The sequence below is a fragment of the Geodermatophilus sp. SYSU D00663 genome (assembly GCF_054050655.1).
Genome location: NZ_JBJGZT010000043.1, coordinates 1 through 26,873, shown reverse-complemented (window position 1 = coordinate 26,873; position 26,873 = coordinate 1). Strand labels below are relative to the sequence as shown.

Annotated in this window: 25 protein-coding genes; 13 read left to right on the top strand and 12 right to left on the bottom strand. The window is 78.2% G+C overall.

From position 1 onward, the window contains the following. Window positions 1-199: 199 nt before the first annotated feature. Both ACI79Z_RS22090 and ACI79Z_RS22085 read right to left on the bottom strand, forming a co-directional pair. Window positions 200-979 (bottom strand): MEDS domain-containing protein, encoded by a 780-nt coding sequence (locus ACI79Z_RS22090; protein ID WP_456904071.1) that lies wholly within the window; start codon window positions 977-979, stop codon window positions 200-202. Continuing rightward, window positions 976-1,500 (bottom strand): ANTAR domain-containing protein, encoded by a 525-nt coding sequence (locus ACI79Z_RS22085; protein ID WP_456904069.1) that lies wholly within the window; start codon window positions 1,498-1,500, stop codon window positions 976-978. Before ACI79Z_RS22085 ends, ACI79Z_RS22090 begins: the two co-directional genes overlap by 4 nt. A 183-nt stretch (window positions 1,501-1,683) precedes the next feature. On the opposite strand from ACI79Z_RS22085, the gene ACI79Z_RS22080 reads away from it, so the two are divergent. Both ACI79Z_RS22080 and mscL read left to right on the top strand, forming a co-directional pair. Further along, window positions 1,684-3,327 carry a diguanylate cyclase domain-containing protein gene (locus ACI79Z_RS22080; protein WP_456904067.1) on the top strand — a complete coding sequence of 548 codons (1,644 nt, stop codon included), beginning with the start codon at window positions 1,684-1,686 and terminating at the stop codon, window positions 3,325-3,327. A 194-nt stretch (window positions 3,328-3,521) separates the two neighbouring features. Then, entirely contained in the window at window positions 3,522-3,932 is a 411-nt protein-coding gene (gene mscL / locus ACI79Z_RS22075; protein WP_387993790.1) for a large conductance mechanosensitive channel protein MscL, read from the top strand. A 4-nt stretch (window positions 3,933-3,936) separates the two neighbouring features. Here mscL and ACI79Z_RS22070 read toward each other — a convergent pair whose 3' ends face one another. Further along, window positions 3,937-5,259 (bottom strand): carboxylesterase family protein, encoded by a 1,323-nt coding sequence (locus ACI79Z_RS22070; RefSeq protein WP_456904065.1) that lies wholly within the window; start codon window positions 5,257-5,259, stop codon window positions 3,937-3,939. After that, complete coding sequence (locus ACI79Z_RS22065) at window positions 5,256-6,248, bottom strand: alpha/beta hydrolase (RefSeq protein WP_456904063.1); 993 nt, start codon at window positions 6,246-6,248, stop codon at window positions 5,256-5,258. Before ACI79Z_RS22065 ends, ACI79Z_RS22070 begins: the two co-directional genes overlap by 4 nt. Before the next feature lie 92 nt (window positions 6,249-6,340). Here ACI79Z_RS22065 and ACI79Z_RS22060 point away from each other — a divergent pair, with 92 nt between their 5' ends. The 4 genes from ACI79Z_RS22060 to ACI79Z_RS22045 all read left to right on the top strand — a co-directional run bounded on the left by ACI79Z_RS22060 (window position 6,341) and on the right by ACI79Z_RS22045 (window position 9,266). Next, window positions 6,341-7,177 carry an alpha/beta hydrolase gene (locus ACI79Z_RS22060; RefSeq protein WP_456904061.1) on the top strand — a complete coding sequence of 279 codons (837 nt, stop codon included), beginning with the start codon at window positions 6,341-6,343 and terminating at the stop codon, window positions 7,175-7,177. Window positions 7,178-7,250: 73 nt separating this feature from the next. Then, complete coding sequence (locus tag ACI79Z_RS22055) at window positions 7,251-7,868, top strand: class I SAM-dependent methyltransferase (protein ID WP_456904059.1); 618 nt, start codon at window positions 7,251-7,253, stop codon at window positions 7,866-7,868. Beyond that, window positions 7,865-8,386, top strand: coding sequence for a pyridoxamine 5'-phosphate oxidase family protein (locus tag ACI79Z_RS22050; RefSeq protein WP_387993804.1), 522 nt, complete (start codon window positions 7,865-7,867; stop codon window positions 8,384-8,386). The genes ACI79Z_RS22055 and ACI79Z_RS22050 overlap by 4 nt, the downstream gene beginning before the upstream one ends. A gap of 40 nt (window positions 8,387-8,426) precedes the next feature. Beyond that, on the top strand, window positions 8,427-9,266 hold the full coding sequence (locus ACI79Z_RS22045; RefSeq protein ID WP_456904056.1) for an SMP-30/gluconolactonase/LRE family protein: 840 nt from the start codon (window positions 8,427-8,429) through the stop codon (window positions 9,264-9,266). Window positions 9,267-9,275: 9 nt separating this feature from the next. On the opposite strand, the gene ACI79Z_RS22040 is transcribed toward ACI79Z_RS22045, so the two are convergent. Together ACI79Z_RS22040 and ACI79Z_RS22035 are read right to left on the bottom strand one after the other, a co-directional pair. Beyond that, complete coding sequence (locus tag ACI79Z_RS22040; protein WP_387993810.1) at window positions 9,276-10,928, bottom strand: Na+/H+ antiporter; 1,653 nt, start codon at window positions 10,926-10,928, stop codon at window positions 9,276-9,278. A gap of 90 nt (window positions 10,929-11,018) precedes the next feature. Next, entirely contained in the window at window positions 11,019-12,008 is a 990-nt protein-coding gene (locus ACI79Z_RS22035; RefSeq protein WP_387993813.1) for an LLM class flavin-dependent oxidoreductase, read from the bottom strand. A gap of 122 nt (window positions 12,009-12,130) precedes the next feature. Here ACI79Z_RS22035 and ACI79Z_RS22030 point away from each other — a divergent pair, with 122 nt between their 5' ends. Next, window positions 12,131-12,844 (top strand): hemerythrin domain-containing protein, encoded by a 714-nt coding sequence (locus ACI79Z_RS22030; RefSeq protein WP_456904054.1) that lies wholly within the window; start codon window positions 12,131-12,133, stop codon window positions 12,842-12,844. Here the strand turns inward: ACI79Z_RS22030 and ACI79Z_RS22025 are convergent. After that, a complete protein-coding gene (locus ACI79Z_RS22025) occupies window positions 12,841-16,203 on the bottom strand; it encodes a BTAD domain-containing putative transcriptional regulator (protein ID WP_456904052.1) in 3,363 nt (1,120 codons plus the stop codon). The genes ACI79Z_RS22030 and ACI79Z_RS22025 overlap by 4 nt on opposite strands. A 162-nt stretch (window positions 16,204-16,365) precedes the next feature. Here ACI79Z_RS22025 and ACI79Z_RS22020 point away from each other — a divergent pair, with 162 nt between their 5' ends. Then, window positions 16,366-17,067 (top strand): hemerythrin domain-containing protein, encoded by a 702-nt coding sequence (locus tag ACI79Z_RS22020; protein ID WP_456904050.1) that lies wholly within the window; start codon window positions 16,366-16,368, stop codon window positions 17,065-17,067. A 44-nt stretch (window positions 17,068-17,111) separates the two neighbouring features. Here the strand turns inward: ACI79Z_RS22020 and mftD are convergent, their stop codons facing one another. Then, entirely contained in the window at window positions 17,112-18,353 is a 1,242-nt protein-coding gene (gene mftD, locus ACI79Z_RS22015) for a pre-mycofactocin synthase MftD (RefSeq protein WP_456904048.1), read from the bottom strand. Window positions 18,354-18,535: 182 nt separating this feature from the next. Further along, on the bottom strand, window positions 18,536-18,679 hold the full coding sequence (locus ACI79Z_RS22010; RefSeq protein ID WP_387993827.1) for a hypothetical protein: 144 nt from the start codon (window positions 18,677-18,679) through the stop codon (window positions 18,536-18,538). Window positions 18,680-18,871: 192 nt separating this feature from the next. Here ACI79Z_RS22010 and ACI79Z_RS22005 point away from each other — a divergent pair, with 192 nt between their 5' ends. Genes ACI79Z_RS22005 through ACI79Z_RS21990 form a run of 4 tightly spaced genes read left to right on the top strand, consistent with a single transcriptional unit; the run spans window position 18,872 to window position 22,047 of the window. Further along, window positions 18,872-19,372 (top strand): winged helix-turn-helix transcriptional regulator, encoded by a 501-nt coding sequence (locus ACI79Z_RS22005; RefSeq protein ID WP_456904045.1) that lies wholly within the window; start codon window positions 18,872-18,874, stop codon window positions 19,370-19,372. Window positions 19,373-19,428: 56 nt separating this feature from the next. After that, window positions 19,429-20,133, top strand: coding sequence for a dienelactone hydrolase family protein (locus ACI79Z_RS22000; RefSeq protein ID WP_387993832.1), 705 nt, complete (start codon window positions 19,429-19,431; stop codon window positions 20,131-20,133). Next, window positions 20,130-21,239 (top strand): CaiB/BaiF CoA transferase family protein, encoded by a 1,110-nt coding sequence (locus ACI79Z_RS21995; RefSeq protein ID WP_387993835.1) that lies wholly within the window; start codon window positions 20,130-20,132, stop codon window positions 21,237-21,239. The genes ACI79Z_RS22000 and ACI79Z_RS21995 overlap by 4 nt, the downstream gene beginning before the upstream one ends. Window positions 21,240-21,282: 43 nt before the next feature. Beyond that, window positions 21,283-22,047, top strand: coding sequence for a crotonase/enoyl-CoA hydratase family protein (locus ACI79Z_RS21990; RefSeq protein ID WP_387993838.1), 765 nt, complete (start codon window positions 21,283-21,285; stop codon window positions 22,045-22,047). Here ACI79Z_RS21990 and ACI79Z_RS21985 read toward each other — a convergent pair. The 3 genes from ACI79Z_RS21985 to ACI79Z_RS21975 all read right to left on the bottom strand — a co-directional run bounded on the left by ACI79Z_RS21985 (window position 22,044) and on the right by ACI79Z_RS21975 (window position 25,320). Continuing rightward, on the bottom strand, window positions 22,044-23,144 hold the full coding sequence (locus ACI79Z_RS21985; protein ID WP_456904042.1) for a LacI family DNA-binding transcriptional regulator: 1,101 nt from the start codon (window positions 23,142-23,144) through the stop codon (window positions 22,044-22,046). The two genes, ACI79Z_RS21990 and ACI79Z_RS21985, sit on opposite strands and share 4 nt — an antisense overlap. 47 nt (window positions 23,145-23,191) lie before the next feature. Next, on the bottom strand, window positions 23,192-23,554 hold the full coding sequence (locus tag ACI79Z_RS21980) for an STAS domain-containing protein (protein ID WP_387993844.1): 363 nt from the start codon (window positions 23,552-23,554) through the stop codon (window positions 23,192-23,194). Between the two features lie 176 nt (window positions 23,555-23,730). Further along, a complete protein-coding gene (locus tag ACI79Z_RS21975) occupies window positions 23,731-25,320 on the bottom strand; it encodes an LCP family protein (protein ID WP_456904039.1) in 1,590 nt (529 codons plus the stop codon). Between the two features lie 125 nt (window positions 25,321-25,445). On the opposite strand from ACI79Z_RS21975, the gene ACI79Z_RS21970 reads away from it, so the two are divergent. Continuing rightward, the coding region (locus ACI79Z_RS21970) for an MFS transporter (RefSeq protein ID WP_456904037.1) at window positions 25,446-26,873 on the top strand (1,428 nt) is incomplete at its 3' end.

Below are 26,873 nucleotides of genomic sequence, written 5' to 3'. Positions count from 1 at the left end.
GGCGGGGCGGCGGGCCGGCCCGGGGCTCGTGGAGGGGGGGTCTGCGGTCGAGCGGGCGGGGCGGCCGGCGGGGCGCACGCGGGCGGCGGCGGCCCGCCGCGCGCCGCCGCGCGGCGGCACAGGTCCGCGGCGATCGCCCCGGCCTACGCCCGTCCCGCGTGGGACGCGCCCCGGTGCACCGGGGCGGCGTCGGGCTCCGTCACGGAGGGGCGCCCTCGGAGGCGGCGTCCACCAGCTCCACCGCGCGGTCGGGGTAGCGGTCGGTCAGCAGGCGGACCAGCCGGGCGGTCAGCCGCGAGGCGCCGACGACGGTCAGCCCGGGTGGCCCGGCGGCCGCCGCGACCAGGGAGTCGGCCGCGCCGACGTCGAGGAAGCGCAGGTCGCTGAGGTCCCAGGCGCTGCTCCCGGCCAGCGTCGCCTGCAGCACCGCGCGCAGCGCGTCCGCGTTGCCCGAGTCCAGCTCGCCCGCGAGGTGCAGGCGGTCCCCGCGCCGGGTCAGCCGGAAGACTCCGTCGTCGTACTCCGCGGTCGCGTCCACCTGCGAGCGGTGCAGCGCGGTGAGGTCCGCGTGCTGGCCGGGCACCAGCAGGTCGCGGAAGTAGGGGCACAGCACGGTGAGCGGGTGCCCGGCGGTCAGCTCGCCGACGACGGCCTCGAACGCGTTGACGCCCGGGGTGGTGATCGCGCCGGTGAACCGGACGGCGGGCCACCCCTCGGACAGCGCCCCGGTGACCGCCGCGGGCAGTTCGGCCGGGTCCGGCGGCACGACGCGGACCGCCGTCGTGGCGGCCGGCTCCCAGGCCTCGTCGACGACGCCCGCGCGGCGCAGCCGGGCCCACAGCCGCTCCTCCCGGTCGCCGAGGGCGGTGACCAGGACGCACTCGCCGCGCGTCACCCCCTCCGCGACGAAGTCGCCGACCACCTGCGCGTGCGCCTCCTCGCTGTCGAGGAGGACGAAGTCGTGCCCGCCGCCGGTCACCGCGGGCCGTCCGCGGGCGTGCCGGCCGGGGCCTCCCCGGTCTCGGTGACCAGCCGGGCGACGTCGCGCACCTCGCGGCCGGTGTCCTGCGAGGCGCGGACGAGGACGCCGAACGCGGTGTCGGCGGTGATCCGGTGGCGCTCCACGAGCACGCCCTCGGCCTGGCCGACGACGTCCCGGCTGTCCAGCGCGACGCCCAGGTGCGCGGTCCGCCGCCCGGAGAGCAGCGCCGGGGCGGCGTGCCCGGCCACCGCGGTGGGGGTCGCGCGTTCGGGCCCCGGCCCGGGGCCGGCCACGTACACCGGGAGCGCCCCGACGACCTCGCTGCCGGTGTCCAGCGGCAGGCAGGGGGCCCGCTGCACCCGGGCGGTGACCGCGACGCCGCACCGCTCGGGCAGGACGGCGGCCAGGTCGCGGGCGTGCCCGCCGCGAGCGGCGCCGAGCAGCCACCCCGTGCCGCCCGGGGCGGGGTGCGGGGGCGAGGTGGTGAGCATGGTCGTCGGGATGGCCGCAGACTGCACCGCGACACCTCCAGCCGGGTGACCCGGGGTGGGCGTGACGTCATCGCCCGGCAGTTGGAGCGGACGTCTCCGTCCCGTCATCCTGCCACCCGGTCCGGTGACACGCCGAGGACCGACCCCGGAGGGTGAGGCGGGCCACACCGGCCGCTCAAGGACCGGCCGCGGCGCGCCGATGCCGACGGTGTGACCGCCACCCCGAGGACGCCGGCCGAGCGCGCGGACGTCCTGTCCTCGCTGCTCCGGCTGCCCGGCGCCGTGCTGGCCGCGATCGCCTCCGACGGCGTGTTCGTCCCGGTGCCGGCCTCGCTCGGCGTCCCGCCGGAGCGGGTGATGACCCCGCCGGCCGACCGCGCCACGTTCCTCGACGCGATCGTCCCCGCCGACGCGATGTTCGTCGTCACCGCCTTCGAGCGGGCCCGTACCCACGGCGTCGGCCTGGCCACGGTCCACGGGCGGCGCGAGCCGGGGGTGCCGCTGTCGCTCACCTTCGTCGACCTCCGCGAGGAGCACGGCGTCCTGCTCGGTGCCCTCGACGTGCTCGACGCGGCCGCCGGCGACCGCGGGCCCGCGCCGCTGGCGGGGCTGGAGGTGTCGCGGCGGCCGCGCACGGCGACGGTCCGCAAGACGTCGCTGGCGGTGATCACCGACATCGACGAGCGCACCACCCGGATGCTCGGCTGGCCGCCGGCGCAGATGGTCGGCCAGCGCTCCTCGGAGTTCGTCCACCCCGACGACCAGGAGCGGGCGATCGCCAACTGGCTGGAGCTGCTGTCCCGCCAGGAGGCCCAGCGGGTGCGGCTGCGGCACCGCCGCGCCGACGGCACGTGGGCGTGGCTGGAGCTGGAGAACCAGTACGTCGCGGCCGACGACCCCGCCGACGCCGTCGTCGTGACGCAGATGAGCGACGTCTCCGACGAGATGGCCGCGCACGAGGCCCTGCAGCAGCAGGAGCGGCTGCTGCGCCGGCTGACCGAGGCGCTGCCGCAGGGCATCGCGCAGCTGACCCGCGAGCGGGAGGTCGTGCACACCAACTCCCGCCTGCCGGTGCTGCTGGGCGTGCCCGCGGTGACCGGCTGGGACGACGTCGCGGCGCGGGCCGACGAGGGCGGCCGGGCGGCGCTGGAGGCGGCGCTCGCGCGCGTCCTCGGCGACGGCGTGGACGCCGCGGTGGAGGTCGGCATCCGCACGCCGGCCGGGGAGGCCCGGGTGTGCGCGGTGAGCCTGGTCGCGCTCGGCGACCGCGAGGGCGCCCCCGGCGCGCTGGTGTGCGTCTCCGACGTCACCGACAGCGCCCGCATGCGCGAGGAGCTCACCGCCCGGGCGACCTTCGACGCCCTGACCGGCTGCCACAACCGCGCCTCCACCATCGCCGTCCTGGAGGCCGCGCTGGCCGGGCCGGACGCAGCGTCGACGGCGGTGGTCTTCATCGACCTCGACGACTTCAAGCCGGTCAACGACACCCTCGGCCACGACGCGGGCGACGAGCTGCTGGTGACCACGGCCGCGCGGCTGGCCGGCGTGCTGCGCCGCGACGACGTCGTCGGGCGGATCGGCGGGGACGAGTTCCTCGTCGTCAGCCGCCGGGTCGACGGCCCGGCGGCGGCCGCCTCGCTCGGTGCCCGGATCCAGGCGGCGCTGGCGGTGCCGGCCGAGATCACCGCGGGCACCGTGCCGCTGCGGGCCAGCCTGGGCGTGGCCTGCGGGGAGCCCGGGCTCGACGCCGCGGCGCTGACCAAGCGCGCCGACCAGGCGATGTACCTGTCCAAGCAGGACCGCCGCGGCGAGCCGGTGCTGTGGCGGGAGGAGCCGGTCCTGGCCCCGGCCTGAGGGCCGGCAGCCGTGGCGTCGCGGCGTGACCTCCCACCGGCGGGTGGGCCGGAAGGACGGTGCCTGGCACGACGTCGCCTGGCTGCAGCGCGACCCCGGCCCCGGTCCCGGCGACGACGGCCCGCCGTCCGGGCCGCGCCGAGGCGCCGCGGGCCCTACCCTCCGGCCGTCGGGACCTGACGGGGAGGGACACCGTGCGCACGCTGCTGACGAACTTCAGGAACTTCGCCTTCTCGGGCAGCCTCGTGGACCTGGCCGTGGGCGTGGCCATCGGGGCCGCCTTCGCCACGGTGGTCGAGTCGCTGGTCGGCGACGTGATCCTGCCGCTGGTGGCCGCGGTCTTCGGCCAGCCCGACTTCACCGCCCTCGTGCTCACGGTGAACGGCGCGCAGATCCGCTACGGGTCGTTCCTGACCTCGCTGGTGTCGTTCCTGCTGCTCGCGCTGACGATCATGTTCCTCGTCCAGGCGATCCGCCGGGCCACCGGCCGGGAGACCGCGGGCGCCCAGGGCAACCGCGAGTGCGACCACTGCAAGAGCTTCATCCCGGTCGACGCGTCGGTGTGCATGTTCTGCACGCGTGACGTCGACCCCGTCGTCCCCTGAGGCCTCAGCCGCGGTCGACCCGCAGGAACGGCGGCGGGTCGGCGGGAACGTCCCCGGTGCGGGCGAAGTGCGCCCACACCCGGCGGACCTCCCGGCCGGCCGCGACGACGTCCTCCCACCGGAGGCCGGCCAGCAGCGGCGAGGCCTCCCACGTGTGCCGGTGCGGGAACAGCAGCGGCAGGTCGATCGCGTGCGCCCCGGTGAGCGCGCCGGTGCCGTAGGAGAGCGTGTAGTGCACCGCGCGCCCGCCGGCCGCGCGGTGCCTGCGGGCGGCCCGTGCGGCGTCGCGGGCGTAGATGCGCCGGGTGAGCACCCGCACGACCGCCTCCACCAGCGGCCGGCCGACGACGGGGACGCGGGCCAGCCGTGCGGCCGGCGGCAGCAGTGCGGCGAACAGCGCCACCTCGCGGCTGTTGGCACCCACGAGCAGGTCGACCTCCGGCGCCGCCTCCGCCCACGTGTCCTCGACCGCCTCCTCGGCCGGCAGCGGCGGGAGGCCGTACTGGGTGCCGAACGGCATGGCGGCGACCAGCCCGTACCGGCGGGCGCGCGCCGCCACCCGCGCCTGCGCGGCCACGACCTCCGCGACCGGCGCGGCGGCGGACAGCGACCGCGCCTCGGCGGCCATCGCGGCGCTCATCCGCGCCCGGCCGCGGGACAGCCCCAGCGGGGCGCTGGACACGACCGCGCGGCGGAACAGACCGCGGGCGCCGTCGGCCGCCAGCAGGTGGGCGACGGCGTCGCCGCCGGCGGACTCGCCGAACAGCGTCACCGCGTCCGGGTCGCCGCCGAAGGCCGCGACGTTCCCGCGCACCCAGCGCAGCGCCTCGACGAGGTCGAGCAGGCCGAGGTTGGCCGGCCGGCCGTCCCCGTCGCCGAGGAAGCCGAGCAGCCCGAGCCGGTAGGTCACGCTGACGACGACCACCCGTTGCTCGCGCACCAGCGCGGCCGGGTCGTAGGCGGGGGCGTCGCCGGCGCCGCTGACGTAGGAGCCGCCGTGCACCCACACCATCACCGGCAGCCGGTCGCCGGGGGAGGCGTCCTCCGGCACGGTCACCGACAGCCGCAGGCAGTCCTCGTCGGCGACGAGCTCACCCATGGGGTCGGTGACCATGAGCTCGAGCTCCGGCGCCGGCGGCTGCGGGCACGCCGGCGACCACGCCGTCGCGTCGACGACGCCGGCCGCGGGGGGCTCGGGCACCGGCGGGCGGAACCGCTCCGCCCGGGCGTACCGGATGCCGGTGGCCCGCACGACGCCGTCGGACCGCCGGGCGGTGACCGTCCCCGCGGGTGCCGCGAAGCGCGGTGCCGTGTCCTGCTGCGTCACGCGGCGCCGACCGCGGCGCCGAGGGCGTCGAACGCGGCCTGCTGGAAGGCCCGCATCGTCGCGACGGTCGTCTGCAGCTCCAGCTCGGCCGCGTGGTACATCCCCGGCTCGACGTGCAGCCGCACCGGCACGCCGGCCGCCTCCAGGCGCCGGGCGTAGGCGACGTCCTCGTCGTGGAACAGGTCGAGGGCCCCGACGCCGATCCACGCCGGCGGCAGGCCGGAGAGGTCCAGGCGGCGGGCCGGCGCGGCGTAGGGACGCGGCTCGTCGGCGCGCGGCGCGTGCCCCAGGTAGGCGGTCCAGGCCCACCGGTTGGACCGCGGCGTCCAGACCAGCCTCCCGCGGCCGGCGGTGCTCCGGCGCAGCACGGTGCGGTCGTCGAGCATGGGGTAGACCAGCAGCTGGAAGGCGACCGGCACGCCCTCGTCGTGCGCCCGCTGCGCCAGCGCGGCGGCCAGCCCGCCGCCCGCGCTGGCCCCGCCGACGGCGACGCGCGCCGGGTCCACGCCGAGCCCCCCGGCCCGCCGGTGCAGGTCGCACAGCGCGGCCAGCAGGTCGTCGAGCGCCGCGGGGAACGGGTGCTCGGGCGCCAGCCGGTAGCGGGCGCTGACCACGACGACGCCGAGGTCGCGGGCCATCCGGCTGCACACGTCGTGGTCGCCCTCGGGCTGCCCGATGACCGTGCCGCCGCCGTGCACCCACAGCAGCGCGCCGCCGGTGCGGCGCGCCGGCTCGTACACGAACACGTCCTGCCCGCCGGGGACGTCGTGCCGCGTGACGGTCACCCCTGCCACCGGCTCGGTCACCCGGGACCCGAACAGCCGGCGGCCGATCCGCAGCTCGAGCCGGGAGCCGATCGACAGCGGCAGCCACAGGTCCGGGCGGCGCAGCTCGGGAGGCACGGCCGCGACCGTGCGGGCGCGGCGGGCGAGGGCGGCGGCGAGGCCGAGCGCGGCGAGGCGCGGCAGGCGGCGGGAGCGGGCGGTCACCGGGCGGACGCTAGCGGTCGACCCCCTCGCGGCCGCGGGGGCTACGGTGCGCGACGGTGCTGAGGACGGACGTCGACGGACCGGGAGGACGCGTGACGACAGCGGTGCGGCACGGGGAGGGCACGCTGCCCTCGGGGCAGTTCTGGCAGGGCTGGAGCGTCCCCGACCCGGTCGGTGTCGTCGTGCTCGTGCACGGCGTGCACGAGCACGGCGGCCGGTACGCGCACGTGGCCGAGCGGCTCGGCCGCGCCGGCTACGCCTCCTACGCGCCCGACCACCCCGGCCACGGCCGGTCGCCCGGCCGGCGCGGCGACGTCGTGAGCATGGCGGGCACCGTCGAGGGCGTGGCGCAGACCGTCCGCGCCGCCGCCGACCGGCACCCCGGCGTCCCGGTGTTCGTCTACGGCCACAGCCTCGGCGGGCTCATCGCGCTGCAGTACCTGACCGGCGAGCCGGACGCGCGCGTGGTCGGCGCCGTGATCTCGGCGCCCGCGCTCGACACCAGCGCCGCCACCCCGGTGCAGCGGGCGGTGGCGCCGCTGCTGGCCCGGCTGGCCCCGGGTCTGGGCGTGCTCACCCTCGACGTCGAGGCGGTCAGCCGCGACCCCGAGGTGGTGGCCGCCTACCGGGCCGACCCGCTCAACCACAACGGGAGGATGGTCGCCCGCACCGGCGCCGAGCTCATGCGGACCGCCGCGGCGATGCCCCGCCGGCTGCGCGGGCTCCGGCTCCCGCTGCTGGTGGTCCACGGCAGCGCCGACCGGCTGGTGGCGCCGGCGGCCGGCGAGGTGGTCCGCGAGCACGCGGGCTCGCCCGACCTCACCCACCGCGTCTACGACGGGCTGTTCCACGAGCCGCACAACGAGCCGGAGAAGGAGCAGGTCCTCGACGACGTCGTCGCCTGGCTCGACGCCCACCGGGCCGGCTGAGCGGTCGTCCGGCGCCGCGATCCGTGGCAGGGTCCGGGCAGCCGCGCCGCACGGGGCGGCGGAGGGGGGAGCCGTGCCGCAGACCCTCGGCGACGGCGTGCGGCTGCTGCGCGCCTTCGTCACCAACCCGCGCCAGGTGGGGGCGGTGCTCCCGACGTCCCGGACGGCGGTGCGCGCCATGCTCGACCTCGCCGACGTCCCGGCCGCCGGCCTGGTCGTCGAGCTCGGGGCCGGCACGGGGGTGGCCACCCGGGAGATCCTCGCCCGGCTCGGCGCGGGCGCCCGGCTGGTCGCGCTGGAGATCGACCCGCAGCTGGCCCGCCGGCTCTCCGAGCGCCTCGACGACCCCCGGCTGCAGGTCGTGTGCGGCTCCGCGGAGGACCTCGACGGCCTCCTCGACGGCGAGCGCGCCGACGTCGTCGTCTCCATGCTGCCGTTCACCTCGCTCGAGGCGGGCCTGCGCCGCCGGCTGCTCGACCAGTTGCCCCGTGCGCTGCGCCCGGGCGGCACCGCGGTCGTGATCCAGTACTCGCCGCTGGTGCTCGGCGAGCTGCGCCGCCGGTTCGCCGACGTCCGCACGCGGGTGACGCCGTGGAACGTGCCGCCCGCGTTCCTCTTCGCCTGCACCGGCGCCAGGGACCGATCCGGCGGCGATGAGACGCCGGCCCCGCGGGGGTCCCACAGGGCATGACGACCGGACAGATCGACCCCCGGTACGGCGACGCCACGGCGACCGCACCGCCCTGGGCCGACGTCGAGCGGCTGCTCACCGACGCCCAGCTCTACTGGATCACGACCGTCCGCGCGGACGGCCGGCCGCACGCCGTCCCGCTCGTCGGCGTCTGGCACGACGGCGCGTTCGCCTTCTGCACCGGCGCCGACGAGCAGAAGGCGCGCAACCTCGACGGCAACCCGCACGTGGCGGTGACCACCGGCAGCACCGGCGCGCACGGCTGGGACAGCGGGCGCGACGTCGTCGTCGAGGGCGTCGCGGTGCGGGTCACCGACCCCGGGGAGCTGCAGGTGCTGGCCGACGCCTGGTACGCGAAGTACGGCGAGGACTGGCACTTCGCGGTGCGCGGGGACGAGTTCGTCGAGCTGAGCTCCTCCGGCGGGGCCACCGGGGGCGGCGCGCGGGTCTACCGGGTGCCGCCGGACAAGGTGCTGCTGTTCGGCGGGCCGCACGGCCAGACGCGGTACCGCCCCTGAGCCGCCGCGGCCGGGGCGCCGCACTCCTACGCTGCCCGCCGTGGACGCGACGACGACGCTGGCCGGCGACCTCGGCTTCCCCGAGGGCCCGCGCTGGCACGACGGCCGGCTGTGGTTCTCCGACTTCCACGACCGGCGGGTGCGCACGCTCACCCCGGACGGCGTCCTGACGACGGTCCTCGACCTCGACGACGCGCCGTCCGGGCTGGGCTGGACGCCGGAGGGGACGCTGCTCGTCGTCGCGATGACCCGGCGGGCACTGCTGGAGGTCGCCGGCGGGCGCCCGGTCGTGCGTGCCGACCTCACCGGCCTGACCCGCTCCCGCGCCAACGACCTGGTCGTCGACGCCGCCGGACGGGCCTACGTCAGCAGCTTCGGGTTCGACCTGGTCGGGGGCGCGCCGGTGGAGCCGACGGGGCTGGTGCGGGTGGACCCCGACGGCGCCGCGTCCGTCGTCGCCGAGGACCTGCGCTTCCCCAACGGCATGGCGCTCACCGGCGACGGCCGGACGCTGGTGGTCGCCGAGACGTACGGCGCCCGGCTCACCGCCTTCGACGTCGCCGACGACGGCTCGCTGTCCGGCCGCCGGGTGTTCGCGGAGACGCCGGGCCTGGCGCCCGACGGCATCTGCCTCGACGCCGAGGGGCACGTCTGGTTCGCCACCGCCCGCACCGCCGAGGTGCTGCGCGTGCGCGAGGGCGGCGAGGTGACCGGCCGGGTGCCCGTCGGGTCGGGCTCGCCGTCCTACGCCTGCACGCTCGGCGGCGACGACGGGCGGACGCTGTTCGTCTGCACCGCGCCCACCTGGGCCGAGGGCGGCCCGCGCGCCGGCCGGGTCGAGGCCGCCCGGGTCGACGTGCCCCGGGCCGGGCGCCCCTAGCGGGAGCGCTCAGGCGGGGCGGGCCGGGAGCAGGTGCTCCTGGTGGTCCAGCTCCCGCTCCAGCGTGCGCAGCCCCTCGTCGGGCAGCCGGCCGAGGTCACGCCAGCGCAGCAGCTCCTCGCGCTCGGCGTCGATGACCGCCCGGCGCACCCGCAGCGCCGCCTCGTACTCCGGCGACATCGGCACCTCGCCCTCGGCGTCCACGAGGACCTCCAGCCGCCGCTCGTACCGGGTCCGCCGGGTGCGCAGCGCGGCGCGGATCGACTCGATCGCGGCGTCGTCGAGGTGGTCGTGCTGCTCGGCCTGCAGCTCGTCGAGCCGGGCGAGCCCCGCGTCGACCGCGGCGACCCGCGCCTGGTTGCGCAGCCGGGCGGCGTCGGCGGCATCGGCGCGCAGGCGCAGCCGGCGCACCAGGGGCGCGAAGGTCGCGCCCTGGCCGACGAGGGTGACCAGCACGGCGAGGAAGGCGCAGAACAGCAGCAGGTCGCGGTCGGGGAACGGGTCGCCGGCGTCGGTGGTCAGCGGGATGGTGAAGACGGCGGCGAGGCTGATGACGCCGCGGGTGCCGGCCCAGCTCAGCACGGCGATCTCCCGGCCGGACAGCTGCCGCGGCGGGGTCGTGGGGTCGTCGTCCTCGTCGGCGGCGGGCGCGCCGCTGAGCCGCATGTGCAGCGCCTGCGGCGCGTGCTCGGTGAGCCACAGCCACAGCGGCCGGACCAGCAGCACCGCGCCCACGGTGATCAGCGAGGCGACGACGACGGTCGAGGGCGCGTACTGGCCCAGGCCGCGGATGACGGCGGGCAGCTGCTGGCCGATGAGCAGGAAGACGACGCCCTCGAGCAGGAAGTCGACCAGCCTCCACACCGCGTCGGTCTGCAGCCGCGTGGCCCCCGACTGCCAGTACGGCGCGTTGTGCGCGATCACCAGCCCGGCGACGACGACGGCCAGCACGCCGGACACGTGCACCGACTCGGCCAGCAGGTAGGCGACGAACGGCGTCGCCAGGGAGATCGCGTTGGACGCCAGCGGGTCGCGGCGCAGCCGGCGCAGCGGCCGGACGCCGTAGGCGACGACCAGCCCGGCGGCGACGCCCCCGGCGGCGGCGAGCGCGAACTGGCCCAGCGCCGACCAGGTGGAGAAGCCGTCGCCCACCGCGGCCGCGACGGCGACGCTGAGCAGGGTCAGCGCGGTCGCGTCGTTGAGCAGCCCCTCGCCCTGGATGAGCGTGACCAGCCGCGGGGGCAGCCCGACCCGGCGGCCGACGGCGAGCGCGGCCACCGGGTCCGGCGGGGCGACGGCGGCGCCCAGGGCGATGCCGGCGGCGAGCGTCGCCCCGGGGACCCACAGCGCGAACCCGGCGCCGATGACCAGGGCGGTGACCAGGACGAGCAGCACCGACAGGCCGACGACGGTCCGCATGTTGGCGCGGATGGCGATCAGCGAGGAGTCCAGCGCGGCGCTGTAGAGCAGCGGCGGGAGCAGGACGGTGAGGACGATCTCGGGGTCGAGCGTGAGGTTCGGACCGGGCAGCAGCGCGTAGACCAGTCCGGTCACGGTGAGCAGCGCGGCCGCCGGGACGCCGGTGCGGCCGGCCAGCCAGCGGGCCGCCACGATCACCGCGACCGCGGCCAGGACGAGCAGGAGGACGGTCTCGGCGTGCACCGGGTCATCCTCGCCGAGCGCCGTCCCCGGCTCACCCCGACGCCCCGGGCGGCCCGGGGTGGCGGGAACGGCCGTCCCCGCCACCCCGTCCTACGCGGCGACGGACTCCATGGCCTCGGCGGTCAGCGTGACCGAGCGCAGCCGGGCCTCGGTGCCGGGCGCCTGGTGGGCGACGATCAGCTCGTCGGCGTCGGCCAGCCGCGCGAACTCCGTGAGCCGCTCGCGGACCTCGGCCGGGGTGCCGGCGGCGGTGTGGGTGAGCATCGAGTCCACGTGCCGGCCCGCGCCCGAGGACAGCAGCAGCTCCGCGGCGTCGTCGTCGAGCTCGCGGCCCTGGCCGAACAGCCCGACGGCGAGCCGGCGGCGGGTGGCCCGCAGCATCTCCCGGGCCGCCTCGGTGGTGTCGGCGGCGATCGCGTTGACGCCGGCGATGACGTACGGGGCGTCGAGCTGCGCGGACGGGCGGAAGTCGCGCCGGTAGGCGGCCACCGCGGGCTCCAGCAGCTGCGGCGCGAAGTGCGAGGCGAAGGCGTAGGGCAGCCCGAGCGCGGCGGCCAGGCCGGCGCCGAACATCGACGAGCCCAGGACGTACAGCGGCACGTCCGACCCGCGGCCGGGGACGGCCTGCACGCCGGGCACCCGCGACTCGCCGGTCAGGTAGCCCTGCAGCTCGAGCACGTCCTGGGGGAAGCGCTCGGCGGAGGCGGGGTCGCGGCGCAGGGCGTAGGTCGTGTTCTGGTCCGAGCCGGGCGCGCGGCCCAGGCCGAGGTCGATGCGCCCGGGGTACATCGCCTCGAGCGTGCCGAACTGCTCGGCGATCGTGAGCGGCGAGTGGTTGGGCAGCATGACGCCGCCGGCGCCGAGCCGGATGGTGGAGGTGTGCGCGCCGACGTGCGCGATCAGCACGCTGGTGGCCGACGACGCGATCGTCGGCATGTTGTGGTGCTCGGCGTACCAGACCCGGCGGTAGCCGGCCTCCTCCGCCCGCTGCGCCAGCGCGACGCTCGCCGCGATGCTGCTGCCGTAGGTCTCCCCGGGGGCGACGGGGGCGAGGTCGAGCACGGACAGCGGGATGCGCATGGGACAGCTCCTGGGACGACGAGGTTCGTTGCCCGCTGCAACACCGGGCGGTCCCGGGGGCTTCCGCCGCGGCGGTAGTCGGACGCAAGTCACCGGCAACCGGGCCGGGCGACCGTGGCACCGTGACCGCGACCGCACCGCTGCCGTTCCCCGTCACGCCCCGCCGGCCCGGCGACCCGGAGGCCGACGTGACCCGCCTGGCGCTGGCGCACCGCGCGCTGTGCGGCGGCTGCCGGCTGCTGGCCGGCGTCGCCGCGGAGGCCGCCGCCGGCGCCGTGTGGCCGGCGGAGCGGCGGCGGGCGGTGGTCGCCTTCGGCCGGTGCGTGCTGCGGGAGGTGCGCGCGCACACCGCCCGGGAGGACGCCGTCCTGTGGCCGGTGGTGGCCGCCTCCGCCGGGACGCACGCCGCCGACCTCGAGCCGCTGGTCGAGGACCACGCCGTCCTGTGGGCGGTGCTCGGCCGGGCCGACGCGGCGCTGACCGCCTTCGCCGCCGCCGCCGCCGCCACCGGTCCCGGCGCCGCGGCGCCGCTGGCCGCCGTCCTCGCGGAACTGGCCGACGCGCTGGACGAGCACGTCGAGGAGGAGGAGCGCGAGGTGTTCCCGGTGATCCGCCGGTGCGTGTCGGTGCGCGACCTGGCCCGCTACGAGGGCGTCTGCGCGCGCGGCTCGGGGCCCCGGTCCGCGGCGTTCGCGCTGCCGTGGGTCGCCGACGCCTGCCGCACCCCGGACGAGCGGGCCGGGCTGCTCGGCGCGACGTCGCTGCCGCTGCGGCTGCTGCTGCGTGCGGCCGAGCCGGGCTGGCGCCGCCGCCGCGACGTGGTCGCCGGCCGCTAGTCCAGCGCCGCGCGGGCCTCCGCGATCCAGCCGGGGTGGCCGGTCCGCTCGGCGACGGCGATCGCGACCCCGCGGTGCGCCTCGGCCGCCTCCCGGTCGCCGCGCGCGGCGGCCAGCCGGGCGAGCAGCGTCGCCGTCGGGCCGAAGGCCAGCTGCGCGGTGTGCGTCCCGCACACCGTGTCGCGGTAGGGGAGCAGCTCCGCCTCGGCCTCCGCCATCCGCCCGCGGTCCCCGAGGGCCAGCCCGACCAGGCCCCGGCAGTACTGGAGGAACGGCGTGAACAGGTCCCGGACCGCCTGGAGCCGCGGCGGGCCCACGGACCGCGCCTCCTCCGCCCGCCCGGCCAGCACCAGGGCCAGGGCGCGGGTCTCGGTCGCCAGCTCGGGGGAGATCGGCGCCAGGGCGGCCATCTCCTCGGGGTCCACCGGCCGGGCGCCGGGGTCGGCGAGCCGCAGGGAGAGCTGGGTGGTCAGCCGGAGCGCCCGCGCGACCGCGGGGTAGTAGCCGGCGTCGAGCAGGGCCTGCTCGGCCACGTCGTACGCCGCCTGGGCCTCGGCGACCCGCCCCGCGACGGCGGCGCGCAGGCCGGCGTAGCAGCGGGCGATGCCGTGCAGCAGCGGCAGCCCGTAGGCCGCGGACAGGCGCTCGGCCTCCGCGGCGTGCCGGTCGGCGGCCTCGAGGTCGAGCACGGTGCAGGTCGACTGGAGCAGCACCAGCCGCGCCACCGCCTCGAAGAGGCCGAAGCCCTCCCGCTGCGCGAGGGTGAGCAGCTCGGTGCCCAGGGCCGTGGCCTCGCTGCGGTCCGGCCCGCGCGTGGCGTGGAACTGCCGGACCGTCAGCGCGTGGGCCAGCGCGAGCGGGTCCCCGGCGAGGCGGGCCTCGGCGAGCGCCCGGGCGGAGGCCTCGACCGCCTGCGGGTCGTTCCGCTCCTCGAGCTCGACGGCCAGCATCGCCAGCAGCCGGGCGCGCTGCGGGTCGCCGGGCGGCAGGGCGGCGACCACGCGCCGGGTGCGGGCCACGAACCGGTCGTCCACCGGGTCCACCCAGGAGTTCCAGAAGGTCGGGACGTCCGAGGACAGGAGCACCGCCGCGGTCAGCTCCGCCGGGGCGTCGTCGGGCAGGACCGCCAGCGCGCGGGTGCGCAGCGCGCGGGCGTCGCCGACGGCGCCGGCCAGCGCCGTGGCGTGCGCCTGCGCGGCGAGCAGCCGCGCCAGACCGACCGCGTCGCCCGGCTGCGCCGTCGTCGCCGCCTCGGCCGCCCGGCCCCACATGACCGCGGCGTCGGCGTACGCGAACCGCCGCTCGGCGAGCTCGGCGGCCGCCTGCGCCCAGCGTGCGGCCACGGCGGCGGAGCCGGGTCCCGCCGCGGCGGCGTGGTGGGCGAGCGCGGTGACGTCGTCCGGGCGCAGCCGCTCGAGGACGGCGGTCACCCGGCCGTGCAGCCGCGTGCGGCGCAGCGAGGACAGGTCCTCGTAGAGGGTGTCGCGCACCAGCGCGTGCACGAACCGCAGCCGCCCCGGACCCGGCTCGACCAGCAGGCCGCTGACCAGCGCCGTCTCCAGCGCCTCGACCAGGGCCTCCTCGTCCTCGTCGGTGCCGCCGCCGGCCGGGACGGCGGCGGCGAGCAGCACCTCGGCGTCGACCTCGCGGCCCAGGACGGCGGCCAGCCGCAGCAGGGTGCCGGTGCGCGCGGGCAGGCCGGCCAGCCGGTGGCGGACGACGTCGCGGACCGTGCCGGGGACGGCGTCGACGTCGGCGCCGGAGTCGACCAGCCGGAGCAGCTCCCGGACGTAGAACGGGTTCCCGTCGGCGCGGACGGTGATCGCGGCGCGGGTGCGGCGGTCGACGGGGGTGAGTGCCCAGTCCTCGACCAGCTCGTCGACGGCGGCGGCGTCCAGGCCGCGCAACGCCAGGCCGACCGGGGAGCGGCGGGCGAGCGCGGCGAGGACGTCGGCCAGCCCGGCGCTCTCCTCCGGGCGGTGCCCGGCGACGACGAGCACCCGCGACCCGGCGAGGGCGGGCAGCAGGTCGAGCAGCAGCGCGGTGGTCTCGCGGTCGGCGCGGTGCAGGTCGTCGACGGTCACCAGCAGCGGTGTCCGCGCGGCGACGGCGGCCAGCCAGCCGGCGACGGCGCGGTGCAGCCGGAACCGGTTGCCGGTCGGGTCGCCGCCGGTCGCGGCCGGGGCGTCGTCGGTGAGCAGCGCGGCGAGGGGCGCGGGGTCGGCCGGTGGGGTGCGGCCGGCGAGCGCGCGCAGCGCCGCGGACCAGGGCCAGCCGGGCGGGGCGCCGTCGGTCTCGGGGCAGGCGACGGCGAGCGTCGCCCAGCCGCGGCGGGCGTACTCGGCGCGCAGGTGGTCGAGCACCGTGGTCTTGCCGCTGCCGGCCTCGCCGGCGAGCAGGGCGACCTCCACCTGGCCGCCGGCCGCCCGCTCCGCCGCGGCGGACAGCGCGGCCAGCTCGGCGTCGCGGCCGACCGGCCGGGGCACGTCGGGCGCGGGGCCGGCCGGAGCCGGGGCCGGGGCGGGCTCGGGGGAGGGCGCCGGGCGGCCGACGGGCGGTGCCGGCGGGCGGGCCGGCAGGAGCGAGGGGGACTGGGCGAGGACGGCCTCCTCCAGCGCCTTCAGCTCCGGGCCGGGGTCGACGCCGAGCTCGTCGGCCAGCCGGGCGCGCACCTCGCGGAGCGCGGCCAGCGCCTCGCCCTGCCGCCCGGCGCGGTAGAGGCCCAGGGCCAGCAACCGCCAGCCCTCCTCGCGCAGCGGGTGCTCGGCGACGTGCGCGCGCAGCTGCGGGAGCGGGTCCCGGCCGCCGGGCGCGTCCAGGGCGACCGCGGCGCGCCGCTCGACGGCGGTCAGCCGCAGCTCGTCCAGGCGCGCGGCCTCGGGGGCGGCCCAGGGCTCGTCGCGGTACTCGGCGTAGGCGGGTCCGCGCCACAGGTCGATGGCGGCGCCGTACCGCGTGCGTGCCCCGGCGGGGTCGGTGGCGGCCAGCCGGTCGCCCTCGTCGAGCAGCCGCACTGCCTCGAGCACGTCCACGGCGTCGTCGGCCGGGCGCAGCGCGTAGCCCGGCGGCACGGTGACCAGCAGCCGCGCGGGAGTGCGCGGGGCGCGGCCGGGCTCCAGCACCCGTCGCAGGTGGCTGACGTGCGCCTGCAGCGTCCCCAGCGCGTCGGCGGGGGAGGCGCCGCGCCACAGGTCGGCGACCAGCACCTCGGCGGGGACCACGTGCCCGCCCGCGACCAGCAGCCGGGCGACCACCGAGCGCTGGCGGCGGCCGCCGAGGTCGAGGGGCTCGCCGTCGCGCACGGCACCCACGTCGCCCAGCACCCGGAACCCGACGGTTCCGGCACTCCCGCTCCCCATAGCGGCGCGAGCATATGGCGACCGAGCCCGATCGCCGAGCAGTCGTGAGGAGTTCCACCGGAAGCGGTCACGGCCGGGTCACGTCCCGTGTCGTCCTGCCCCGGGAGTCGCCGACCAGCGGCTCGCAAGCCGCTGCCAACCGGGCGCCCCGATCGTCCCGGCATGACCTCGACCGCCCCCGCCCTGCCCTTCCCCGTCACCCCGCGCCGGCCCGGCGACCCCGAGCCCGACCTCTTCGGCTTCTCCCTCGTGCACCGCGCGCTGCGGTCGGGCTGCCGGCTCCTGGCCGACGCGGCCACCGGCATCGCCGCCGGCGGGCCCTGCCCGCCCGGGCGGCAGCGCGCCGTCGTCCGCCACGCCGCGGCGGTGCTGCACGAGGTGCACGTGCACCACTCCCGGGAGGACGACGTCCTGTGGCCGGTGATCGTCGCCTCGGCCGGGGACGCGGTCGACCTGGGCCCGCTGTCCGACGACCACACCGCGCTGCAGGGCGTGCTCGACCGGGCCCGGGCGGCGCTCGCCCGGTTCGCCCAGGACGGTCCCGCGCAGGCCGGGCCGCTGGCCGCCGTCCTCACCGAGCTCGCCGACGAGCTCGACGAGCACATCGAGGAGGAGGAGCGCGAGGTCTTCCCGGTGGTGCGGCGGTACGTCTCCGCCGGGGACTTCGCGCGGGTGGAGACCCGCTTCCGCGAGGGCACCGGCCTGCGGGACCTGGTCTTCGTCCTGCCGTGGGTCGTCGACGCCTGCCGGACGCCGGAGGAGCGGGCGCGGCTGTTCGCCGGCGCGCCCGCGCCGCTGCGGCTGCTGCTGACGGCGGTGCAGCGCCGCTGGACCCGCCGCCGCGACCTCATCGCCGGCGCCTGACCGGCCTCGGCCGGGGTCCCTCGACGGGACCCCGGCCGGCGAGTTCAGGCGCTGCGGGCGCGCCGGGGGCGGGTGGGCACGGCCTCGACCGGGGCGTCGGGGCCCTCGACGCCCAGCCGCCGCTCGAAGCCGGGCGGGACGACGAGGTCGTCGCGGGACAGGTCGGCGGCCGACCCCCGGGCCAGGCCGGTCAGCGCGGAGCCCAGGCCGTCGCGCAGCAGGTCCAGGACGTTCTCCACCCCGGCCTGCCCGTTGGCGGCCAGGCCCCACAGGTAGGCGCGGCCGATCATGACCGCCTTGGCGCCCAGGGCCAGGGACTTGGCGACGTCGGAGCCGCGGCGGATGCCGCCGTCGAGCAGCACCTCGACCTGGTCGCCGACGGCCTCGGCGATCGCGGGCAGGGCGCGGATCGAGGCGGGGGTGCCGTCGAGGTTGTTGCCGCCGTGGTTGGAGACGGAGATCGCGGTGACGCCGGCGTCCACGGCGCGCCTGGCGTCGTCGACGCGCATGACGCCCTTGAGCATGAACGGCCGGTCGCTACCCCACAGCTCGCGCAGCCAGGCGACGTCGTCCCAGGTCGGCATGGGGGACTGCATCCAGGCGCCGTAGGCGCCGAAGAACGTCGGCGCCGGCTCGGCGGGGTCGCCGACCATGTTGGGCACGGACAGGTCGGGCAGCCTGCGCGTCTTGGCGAACGCCCACAGCCAGCGCGGCCTGAGCGCCACCTGCGGGGCGTAGCGGCGCACCGCCTCGAGGTCGATCCTCTCCGGGATGAACGGGGAGCCCCAGTCGCGGCCGTAGGAGAACGACCAGTCCAGGGTGGCGATCAGCCCGGCGGCGCCGGCGCGGCGGGCGCGCTCGACCTTGGCGGCCATGGTGTCGCGGTCGCCGACCCAGTACAGCTGGAAGAAGGTCTTCGGGTTGGCGGCGATGACCTCCTCCATCGGCTTGCTGGCCATCGAGGACAGGCCCATCGCCACGTTCCGGGCGGCGGCGGCGCGGGCGACGGCGACCTCGCCGTCCGGGTGCACCGCCTGCACGCCGGTCGGGCTGATGAGGACCGGCATCGACACGTCCTGGCCCATGACCGTGGTGGCGAGGTCCCGCTCGTTGGACAGGCCGGCGGTGTGCGGGGCGAAGCCCAGCTCGTCGAACGCGCGCAGGTTGTCGTCGGCGGTCAGGCCCTTCTCCGACCCGGCCACCAGCGCCCCGTACACGCCCTTGGGCAGCCGCCGCTCCGCCCGCCGCTGGGCCTCGGCCACGGTCTCGAACCAGGGGTTGGCCATCTCGTCTCCGTCCGGTCGGTCCCCGGGACCGACCCCCGGTGGCACTCAGTGCCACCCTAGCGGCGCGGATGTCGCGCAGACCACACCCCGGCACCGTCGCGCCCCGGGGACGGAGCAGCCCCGCGGCCGGGGCCACGGGGCTGTCGTCAGGGGTGCGCCGGCGGGCGGCGCGGGTGCCGCGGTCAGAAGCGGGCGGCCGCGGCGGTGATCTCGTGCGCCGACTCGAGGGTCGGGGCGGCGGCGAGTGCGCGCTGCAGCTCGCGCTCGTCGCGACGGCGGGCGCGGGTGCTGCGGGCGGAGGCCAGGGCGGTGCGCAGGCGGGTCATCTCGGTTCCTCCTCGGGGCGGGTGCCACCGGTCGATCCACGGCGGCGGCCACCTCCGGTCGTCACCGGCGGGCCCGTGCAGGTGCGGCGCCGATCCTGTGACCGCCGTCTCGACCTGCTGGGTCTGCATCTCCAACCATCCTCCCCGCCGCACGGTTCGTCAAGCGAACCCAGCGTGACCTACGCTGCACCCGTGACGGGCGACACACCTCCCGACGGGTACGACCGGGCGCGCTGCTCGGTCGCCGGCACCCTCGCCGTGGTGGGGGAGAAGTGGAGCCTGCTCGTGTTGCGCGAGGCGTTCCTCGGCGTGCGCCGGTTCGCCGACCTGCAGCGCGCGCTTGGGGCGCCGAAGGCGGTGCTCACCGACCGGCTCAACTCGCTGGTCGCCCAGGACCTGCTCACCCGCGTCCCGTACCAGGAGGAGGGTGCGCGGCAGCGGCACGAGTACCGGCTCACCGAGCGCGGCCGCGACCTCTACCCGGCGCTGGTGGCGCTGATGCAGTGGGGCGACCGGTGGCTCGCGGAGGACGGCGTCCCGCCGCTGGCGCTGACCCACCGGGACTGCGGCGCGCCGGTGGCGCTCGGGCTGCGCTGCGCCGCGGGCCACGGGATCGGCGGCCCGCGCGAGGTGACCGCCACCCCGGTGCGCCGTGATCGGGCCGGTGAGACGGCCGACACACCCGCGGGCTAGCGTCGGCGGCGCCCGCGCTGCCGCTGCGACCCCGGGAGGCCGCCCTGCCCACCACCGTGATCCCCGGTGCCGCGAGCGCCCCGGAGCTGTCCGCCCACCTCGCCGTGCCGCCGGTGGGGGAGGGGCCCTGGCCCGGCGTCGTGGTCGTGCACGAGGTCTTCGGCCTCACCGACGACGTCCGCCGGCACGCCGACCGGCTGGCCGCCGCCGGCTACCTCGCCGTCGCCCCCGACCTGTTCACCGCCGGCGGCGCGGTGCGCTGCCTGCGCTCGACGTTCCGGTCGCTGAGCCGGGGCGAGGGCCCGGCCTTCGGCGACCTCGAGGCGGCCCGCCGCCTCCTCGCCGACCGCGACGACTGCACCGGCCGGATCGGGGTCCTCGGGTTCTGCATGGGCGGGAAGTTCGCCCTGTTCGGCGCCACCCGCGGCTTCGCCGTCGCCGCGCCCAACTACGGCCCCCTGCCGAAGGACGCCGAGCAGGTGCTCGCGGGGGCCTGCCCGGTGGTGGCCAGCTTCGGCGGCCGCGACCTCGTGCTGCGCGGCGCGGCCGGCCGGCTGGGCCGGGTGCTCACCGACCTGGGCGTCGAGCACGACGTGAAGGAGTACCCGGACGCCGGGCACTCGTTCCTCAACCGGCACGACCTCGGACCGTTCACGGCGCTGGAGAAGGTGCTCGGCGTCGGCTACCACGGCCCCTCGGCCGAGGACGCCTGGGCGCGCATCCTGCGCTTCCTGGACCGGCACCTGCGGGCCGCGGCGTGAGCGGGGGGAGCGGCCCGCTGACCGGGCTGCGGGTCGTCGAGCTCGGCGGCATCGGGCCCGGCCCGCACGCCGCGATGGTGCTGGCCGACCTCGGAGCCGACGTCGTCCGGGTGGAGCGGCCCTCCGGCGGCCTGTCCCTCGGGGGCGCCGCCCCCGACGTCGTCATGCGCGGCCGGCGCTCGCTCGGCGTCGACGTCAAGGCGCCCGAGGGGCGCGACCTCGTGCTCGGCCTGGCGGGGCACGCCGACGTGTTCCTCGACGTCTTCCGGCCCGGCGTCGCCGAGCGGCTGGGGCTCGGCCCCGACGTGTGCCTCGAGCGCAACCCCGGGCTGGTCTACGCACGGATGACCGGCTGGGGCCAGGACGGGCCGTGGGCCGACCGGGTGGGCCACGACGTCAACTACCTCGGGCTGACCGGCACGCTGGCCGCGCTCGGCCGACCCGGGCAGGTGCCGCGGCCGCCGCTGAACCTCGTCGCCGACTACGGCGGCGGCTCCATGCTGGTGCTGGTCGGCATCCTCGCCGCGCTGCACGAGCGGTCCCGCTCGGGCCGCGGGCAGGTGGTCGACGCCGCGATGGTCGACGGCGTCGCGCTGATCTCCCAGATGCTGTGGTCGATGCGCGGCACGGGGCTGTGGTCGGACCGGCCGGGCACCAACGTCCTCGACGGCGGCGCGCCCTACTACGACGTCTACGCCTGCGCCGACGGCCGGTTCGTCGCCGTCGGCGCGCTGGAGCCGCAGTTCTACGCGGCGCTGCTGGAGGGGCTCGGGCTGGCCGGCGACGACCTGCCCGCGCAGACCGACCCGCGCGGCTGGCCCCGCCTGCGCGAGCTGTTCACCGCCGCGTTCGCCGCGCACCCGCGGGAGCACTGGGAGCGCGTCTTCGACGGCACCGACGCCTGCGTCACCCCGGTGCTCACCGCGGACGAGGCGGCCGCGCACCCGCACCTGGCCGCCCGCGGCACGCTCGTCGAGGTCGACGGCGTGCGGCAGGCCGCCCCCGCGCCGCGCTTCTCGCGCACCCCGGCCGGCCCCGCCGCGCCGGTGAGCCCCGGCCCGGCCGACGCCGCCGCCGTCCTGGAGGAGTGGTCGCGCCCCCGATGACGGGAGCGCACGAGCCGCGGTGCGCCGCGGAGGAGGAGGGACCGTGACCGAACCCGTGCTGGTGGAGCGCCGCGGCGCCGTCCAGGTCGTCACGATCAACCGGCCCGAGGCGAAGAACGCGCTCGACGGCGCGGTGGCCCGCGGCGTCGCCGCGGCCGTCGACGAGCTGGACGCCGACGTCGACCTGCGCGCCGGCGTGCTCACCGGCGCCGGCGGGACGTTCTCCGCCGGCATGGACCTCAAGGCTTTCCTGCGCGGCGAGCGGCCGGCGATCGAGGGCCGCGGGCTGTGCGGGATCACCCAGACGCCGCCGCGCAAGCCGCTGGTCGCGGCCGTCGAGGGGTGGGCGCTGGCCGGCGGGTTCGAGCTGGTGCTCGCCTGCGACCTCGTCGTCGCCGGGGCCTCGGCGCGCTTCGGCGTGCCCGAGGTGACCCGCTCGCTGGTGGCCGCCGCCGGCGCCGCGCTGTTCCTCCCGCGGCGCATCCCGCAGGCGGTGGCGATGGAGATGCTGCTGACCGGGCAGCCGATCGACGCCGAGCGGGCGGCCGCGGTCGGGCTGGTCAACCGGGTGGTCGCCGAGGGCGGGGCGCTGGAGGCCGCCGTCGAGCTGGCCGGCGTCATCGCCGCCAACGGCCCGCTCGCGGTCGCCGCCACCAAGGAGATCGCCCGCGGCACCGCCGACTGGACCGCCGAGGAGGGCTGGGCGAGGCAGCAGGAGCTGATCGAGCCGGTGTTCTCCTCCGAGGACGCCCGCGAGGGCGCGACCGCGTTCGCCGAGCGCCGCGCGCCGGTCTGGCGCGGCCGCTAGCCGGCCGGGCCGGTCGAGGTCCGCACCACCAGGTCGGCGGGCAGGGTGCGCGGCGGCGGGGCGGGCCGGCCGGCGAGCAGGTCCAGCAGGGCCTGCCCGGCCGCCCGCCCCTTCTCCCGGGTCGGCTGGCGCACGGTGGTCAGGCCGAGACCGGCCGCCGTCGTCGCGTCGTCGAAGCCGGCGACGGACAGGTCCTCCGGCACGCGCAGCCCGCGGCGGGCCGCCGCGCGCAGGGCGCCCTCGGCCAGCCGGTCGCTCAGGCACAGCAGCGCCGTCGGCCGCGGGCCGGTGGCGAGGACGGCGTCGGCACCGGCCTCCCCGACCTCCGGCGTGCTGTCCCCGCCGTGGAACACCGGGACGGCGGCCCAGTCCAGCCCGGCCCGCTCCGCCGCGTCGCGGTAGCCGGCCAGCCGGTCGCGGGTGACGGCGTAGGTGGCCGCCTCCTGGGTGGCGACGTCGACCAGCCCGGGGGCGATCGGGTCGCCGTGCATGCCGAACGAGACGACGGCGAGCCGGCGGTGCCCGAGGCCGAGCAGGTGCCGGGCGACGGCGGCCGCGGCGGCGCGGTCGTCGACGCCCACCCACGGCGTCGCCGGGGCCCCGAGGGCGGCCAGCCGGTCGGGGCGGGGCTGGTCGACGACGGCCAGCGGCAGCCCGCGGGCGATCGCCGCCGCCAGCAGCGGGTCCTCGTCGCCGACCGAGGAGACGACCAGCCCGTCGACGACAGCGTCGGTCACGGCGGCCAGGCGCCGGGCGGGGTCGGTCGAGCCCGGGACCAGCAGCAGGCCCGACCCGGCGGGCTCGGCGACCTCGGTGACCCCGGCCAGCAGCGCGACCGCCACCGGGTCGTCGAAGGCGTAGGACAGCCCGTTGTCGTAGGCGACGCCGACGGCGCCCACCCGGCCGCGGCGCAGGCCCGCGGCCAGCGGGTTGGGTCCCGGGTAGCCGAGCCGGCGGGCGGCGGCCAGCACGCGCTCGCGCAGCGCCGTGGAGAGCTGGTCGGGCCGGGAGAAGGCGTTGGACACCGTCTTGGCCGAGACCCCGACCTCGGCGGCCACGTCCCGCAGGGTCACCGGGCGGGCGCGGTCGGCGGGCACGCGGCCATTCTGCGGGGGCTCCCCGCCCGGGGTCCGCCGTCCGGCGGTCAGCCCGGCGTCTCGGCGCGACCGGAGGTGGCGGGCGGGCGGTCGAAGTCGTCCTGCAGCCCGCTGAGCTGCAGGATGCGCTCCACGACGGGCGACGCCGCGCGCAGCACCGGTCGCCGGCCCACGGCGTGGGACGCCTCGACGCACCGGGCCAGGACGCTGAGGGCGGTCGAGCTGATGAAGGACACCCCGGCGGCGTCGATGACGTCGACCAGCAGCGGGGCCCGGCCCTGGCGCTGCTTGAACCGCGTGCCGACCGCGGTGTCCAGCTCGCCGCGCAGGCACAGCACCCGGCTGCCGCCCTCCTCCCGGACCGTGATGGATCCGGGGAGCGGCCGGACGTCCTCGGGGTGGGCAGTCATCTCAGCCTCCTCGCCCGCCGACGCGTCGAGAGGGAGGGTGCCGCCGGACCGCTGACTCGGCCCGGCCCGTGCGGACGACGGTACGCGTCCGGGGGCACCGTCCCGGCCACCACCCGGGCCCGCGGAGGGTAGGGAGGGCGGTGGGCTCCCCCGGTGGGGGCGGGAGGGTCCTCCGGCTAGTTGATGCAGCCGGTGTCGGCGGCGGTGCGCGGCTCCTCGGTCGGTGCGGCCGGATCGCCGGTGTCCGCGGGCGGGGTGGTCGCCTGGCCGATGCCGGTGAAGTCCGAGCCCAGGATCAGCTGGACGGTGCCGGAGGTGGCGTCGTCGGCGACCTCGGGGACCGCTCCCGGGACCTGCGCGGCGAGGGTGGCGGCCAGCGCCTCGTCGCCGGCGGCGTGCCGGATCGTCGTCTGCTCGTGGTCGCTGCTGTCGGCGTTGCCGGTGCTGACCACCGGGAAGCCCGCGGCCTCCAGGTCGGCCGTGGCCTCCGCGGCGATCCCGGAGACGCCGGAGCCGTTGTAGACCGCGACCGAGACCTCCGACGGGTCGACCGTCGCCGGTGGTGCCGGGGCCTCCGACGCGGGCGCCTCGGGCTCGGCGGACAGGCCCGCGAAGAACGCGTGCAGCGTGTCCTCGTCGGCCAGCTCCACGATCGAGGAGCCCTCGTCGTTCTTCGCGTTCGGGTCGGCGACGGGGATCGTCCGGAACTCGATGTCCCCGGCCGTCACCGACTGCATCTGCTGGGCGAGGTCGAGCAGGTCGAGGTCCTCGTCGATGGTCAGCGACTCCGACGCCGCCCGGATCAGCTCCCGCTGCTTGCCGAGGTCCAGCAGCACGTCCTGGGAGAGGATCTTGCGGAGCACCCCCCCGATGAAGACCTGCTGGCGGACGATCCGGTCCAGGTCGCCGCGGGGGAGGGCGAGGGAGCCGTCCGGGCGGACGCCGTGGCGCTGGCGGACGAACCGCAGCGCGTCGGCGCCGGAGATCGTCTGCTTCCCGGCGGGGAACACCGCGCCGGAGTACTGCGAGTCGTCGACCGCGTGGCAGAGGTTGACCTCGACGCCGCCGACGACGCTGGTGAGCTCGAAGAAGCCGAGGAGGTCGACCTCGGCGTAGTGGTCGATCCGCAGCCCCGACAGCTGGTTGATCGTCCGGATCAGCAGCTGCGCGCCGGCGGCCTGCTTCTCGCTCTCGGGAGCGGCGTCGTCGACCTCCGCGGCGCCGTAGGCGTAGGCGGCGTTGAGCTTGTCCGTCCCGTGACCGGGGATCTCCACCCACGAGTCGCGCGGGAAGGAGACGAACGAGGCGCCCGACCCGTCGGCCGGCACGTGCACCAGGATCATCGTGTCGGTGTTCGTGCCGGAGTCGACCCCGGCGTCGAGCTCGGCGAGCTGCTCGGGCGTGAGGTCGGCGCGGCTGTCGTTGCCGACCAGCAGCAGGTTCATCGCCTCGGGCATGCCACCGGACTCGGCGTTGCCGTCGGCCGGGATCGCGTCGGTGCGGCTGACCGTCGCGTCGGCCAGCCGGCCCAGGTACCAGCCCCACCCGCTGCCGGCCAGCACCACCACCGACACGACGGCGGCGACGACGCGGGCCGCGACGGCGCCCCGGGAGGAGCGCCGGCGCGTCGTCGGGGTCCCGCGGTCGCCGCCGGCCCGGCCGGCACCGGCGCCGCGGTCGCGCGGCGGTCGGCCGGCGCGCGGGTCCAGCCGCGGGGGGATCGGCCGGCCCGGGGGGCCGCCGTGCTCGGGACGGTCTCGGCTCACGCGGCGCAGGTTAGGGGCGCGCGGCGCTCCTGTGGGCTTCGCGGCACCGGGCGGTCCCGCTTCCTCCGGGACGACGCGGCGCCACCCCGTGCTTCATCGATGAAGAAGCGGGTACCCGTCCCGGCATGGCAGGTCCGGCAGCGGTCCCGACCCTGTGCGCGGTGCAGTTCGTCGACGTCCTCGGCACCACGCTGGTGGTCGCGGCGCTGCCCACGGTGCTGGCCGACCTCGGCGCACCGCCGTCGGCGGCCGCGCCGGTGGTGACCGTCTACGCCGTCCTGTTCGGGGCGCTGCTCATGCCGGCCGCGCGCCTGGGCGACCGGTTCGGTCACGCGCGGGTCCTGGGGGCCGGGCTGGCCGGCTTCGGCGCGGCGTCGCTGCTGGCCGCGGTCGCGCCGTCGGCCGGGGTCCTGGTGGTGGCGCGCGGCGCCCTGGGGGCCGCGGCCGCCCTCTCCGTGCCGACCGCGCTGCGCCTGCTGACCGCCGCGACCGAGGAGGGCGGCGCGCGGCGGCGGGCGCTGGCCGCCTGGAGCGCGACCGGCGCGGCCGCCGGCGCGAGCGGGCTCGTGCTCGGCGGCGTGCTCACCGACCTGGCCGGCTGGCGCGTGCTGTTCTGGGTGCAGGTGCCGCTGGCCGCGCTGCTCCTGGCGGCGGTGCGCCGCACGGCGCCGCCGACCCCGCAGCGGACGCGCGGGACGCTCGACCTGGCCGGCGCCGGGGTGCTCACGGCCGCGGTGGCGGCGGTCGTGGCCGGCGCGTCGCTGGTCGAGGACGGCGCGCAGCGGACCGCCGGCGTCGCGCTGCTGCTCGCCGGGCTCGCCGCCGCCGCGTGCCTGCCCGCGGTCGAGCGGCGCTCCCCGGACCCGCTGCTGCCGCGCGCCGCCGTCGGGCACCCCCGCCTGCGCCGCGGCGTGCTCGCCTCGGCGGCCAACACGGCGACCACCAGCTCGTCGGTCACTGTCGCGACGCTGCACCTGCAGGACGCCGGCGGCCTCGGCGCGACCGCCGCGGGACTGGCCCTGGTGCCGTTCAGCCTCTGCGTCGTCGCCGGGGCGGGCCTGGCCGCGCGGGTGCTGCGGCGGACCTCGGCGCGGGTCACCGCCGCGGCGGGGCTCGCGGTCGTCGCCGCCGGTGACACGGCGCTGCTCGGCGCGGGCCTGGGCACGTGGGTGGTGTCGGCCGCGGTCGCCGTCGCGGGGCTGGGCATCGGGCTGTCCTCGGTGGCCGCGACGTCGCTGGGGACCGACGTCGGCCCGGAGCTGCAGGGGACGGCGGCCGGAGCGGTTAACACCGCCGCGCAGCTCGGCACCGCCCTCGGCGTGGCCGCCGTCCTGCTCGTCGTCCGGGCCTCCGGGGGGACGGGCCTGCCGCTGGCCGGCAGCGGGCTCGGCTGGGTCACCGCGGCGCTGCTCGCGGCCCTCGCGGCGGGACTCCTGGCCCGGGGGGGGGGGGGGGGGGGGGGGGGGGGGGGGGGGGGGGGGGGGGGGGGTGGGGGCGGGGCCGCGGCGGGGGGTGGGGGGGGTGTGGTGGCGGGGGGTCTGGCAGGGGAGGGG